The sequence below is a fragment of the Roseateles sp. GW823-FHT07B05 genome (assembly GCF_058794515.1).
Window position 1 is genome coordinate 1 of sequence record NZ_JBXAGX010000033.1, and the last position, 2,635, is coordinate 2,635.

The window sequence follows — 2,635 nt, forward strand, 5'->3', positions numbered from 1 at the left end:
CCATCCAGGGAGATCGCGGCCTGCGGCCGGATCAAGCCCGCGAACTGTTCATAACTGCGTGCTGTGCATAACGCTGCAAAGCTGCCGACCACATCCCGAATGTAGGGTTGGCTGGTGCCGGCAGACAACCGTCCGTCACAGACCCGAATCAGAACTGCGCGTCGATGGCCACGACGCAGTGGTCGGAGTACAGCGCGGCGGCCTTCTTGTGGTCTGTGATCGGTAGCCCGGTTGCCGCGTCCGCATAGGGGATCGTTCGCGCGCTTCGAGGCACCAGCGCGACCTCAGCCCCGCCGCCCAGCACGATGTGTTCGATCGCCGAACCACCGAACTTGGGCTCGAAGCAGCCGGCCGGGTGCTTTAGGCCTGCCGTGCTGACCACCACAGGAGCAGCACCGAAATCCCCGCCATCGATCCAGGCTCCTAGTGACCGCTGCTTGCAGTCGCCCGTTGCCGGGCTGCACGCGAGTTCGGGAGCAGAGGCGAAGCTGCGGTTGAAGTCGCCGAGCACGATGTAGCGCTCGCGGGCAGCCTCCTTCTGTGCAATCCAGGCAGCTAGGTGCGGCGCCTGCTGGGACAGCTGCCGGCAGTGATCGGTGTTGGCGTCCAGGGGTTCCTCGACGCACCGGGACTTCAGGTGCACCGACAGCACCGTCAGCATGCTGCCGTCCTTGAGCTTCATGCTGACTTCCAGACCACCTCGCCGGTCTCGGGGCAGCGCGGTGCCGAGCCCGGCGAACTCACGCACCACGGGTGCGGAGTTCGGATCAAGGATGGAGCGGCGGATCGCGAGCGCGGCCTTCTGCCAACCGCCTTGGGTGTAAGCGGCGAGGAAGTAGCTCCCCTTCTGCACCAAGAGGTCGGAGCCCGGGCCACCGGTTGCCAGTTCCCCGTCGAAGATCTTCTGAACAGCGGGCAGGCCCTGAACCTCCTGGATGCCCACGATGTCGGCGTCCAGTGTCTTGGCGTGCCGGGCCATGCGCTCGTAGTCCGGCAACTGCCTGAAGGGAGCCCCCTTGCGGCATTCCACTGAAGGCCGTTCATCCAGGTTGGGCTTGGCCTTGGCCTCATCCCGACAGTTCTGCGCCTGGGCCGCCGTGAGTGTTGACGCTCGCCGAAAACTGACCCGCCAACCGGGGTGATGCTCGCGCAAAACTGACCCACGCAAACACACTGCCCTGCTCAACGGATGAGCAGGGGAAGCAGGAGTGATCAGCGTGGGCATGTTGGCCAAGATCAGACGGATGCACCTGCGAGATGGACTGTCCATCCGCGAGGTGAGTCGACGCACCGGGTTGTCCCGGAACACCGTTCGGCAGTGGTTGCGCCAAGAAGGCGTGACCGAACCCAAGTACCCCAAGCGAGAAGCCGCCAGCGCGGTGGACGCCTGGGGCGAGCATCTGGCGTCGGCACTCAAGGCCGACCAGCACCGGCCGGGGCGCGACCGGCGCACGGTCAAGATGCTGTTCGAGCAGATACGCGCACTGGGCTACGTCGGCAGCTACGCCCGCGTGACCCGCTGGGTGCGCGCCTGGCGGGCCGAGCAAGACGCCGCACCGCGCCGTGCAGCCTTCGTGCCGATGAGCTTCGAGCTCGGCGACGCCTTCCAGTTCGACTGGAGCTGTGAGTACGTCTTCGTCGGTGGTCTGCGCCGCCGGCTGGAGGTTGCCCACACCAAGCTCGCCAGCAGCCGGGCCTTCTGGCTCACGGCTTACCCGGGCCAGAGCCACGAGATGCTGTTCGACGCCCATGCACGCGCCTTCCAGGCGCTGGGCGGCATCCCCAAGCGGGGCGTGTACGACAACATGAAGACTGCGGTCGACAAGGTCGGAGTGGGCAAGCTGCGCTCGGTCAACGCGCGCTTCCAGGCCATGTGCTCGCACTACCTGTTCGAACCCGAGTTCTGCAACCCGGCCTCGGGGTGGGAGAAGGGCATCGTCGAGAAGAACGTGCAGGACCGCCGGCGCCAAGTCTGGCGCGAAGCCAGCGAACGGCGCTGGCCAGACCTGGCCACGCTCAACGCGTGGCTGGGCGAGCGCTGCCGCTCCTGCTGGGCCGAGACCGCCCACCCCGAGTGGCCGGCGCTGACCGTGGCCGAGGTGCTGCAGGACGAGCAGGCGCGGCTGATGCCCGCGCCGAAGCCCTTCGACGGCTACGTCGAGCGGCCTGTGCGCGTCTCGGCCACGGCGCTGGTGCACTTCCAGCGCAACCGCTACAGCGTGCCGACGCGGCATGTGAATGCCGTGCTCAGCCTGCGCGCCTACCCCGACACCTTGGTGCTCGTGGCGGACGGCGTCGAGGTTGCCCGGCATACCCGCAGCTTCGAGCGCGATCTGACCTTCTACGACTGGCAGCACTACATCCCGCTCGTGCAGACCAAGCCCGGCGCGCTGCGCAACGGCGCGCCGTTCAAGGCCATGCCTGAGGTGCTGCAGACCCTGCAGCGGCACCTGTTGCGCCACTCAGGCGGCGACCGCGTCATGGCGCAGGTGCTGGCGGCCGTCCCGGTTCATGGCCTCGAAGCGGTGCTGGTGGCGGCGGAGATCGCGCTCGAGGCTGGACGGCCCAGCGCCGAGCACGTGCTCAACGTGCTGGCGCGGTTGAAGGACGGCGCCACTGCCATCCGTGAACTGAC

Annotated in this window: 2 protein-coding genes; one reads left to right on the forward strand and one right to left on the reverse strand. The window is 67.4% G+C overall.

Annotated features, from left to right (window positions below; all coding sequences use genetic code 11):
* Nucleotides 1-148 precede the first annotated feature (148 nt).
* Nucleotides 149-1,225: an endonuclease/exonuclease/phosphatase family protein gene (locus tag AC1Q7O_RS27500; RefSeq protein WP_492661104.1), complete on the reverse strand. Its 1,077-nt coding sequence runs from the start codon at nt 1,223-1,225 to the stop codon at nt 149-151.
* Between AC1Q7O_RS27500 and istA the strand changes: the two genes are divergently transcribed.
* Nucleotides 1,218-2,635: IS21 family transposase (istA, locus tag AC1Q7O_RS27505; RefSeq protein ID WP_492662780.1), on the forward strand; the 1,418-nt coding region annotated here is incomplete at its 3' end. The two genes, AC1Q7O_RS27500 and istA, sit on opposite strands and share 8 nt — an antisense overlap.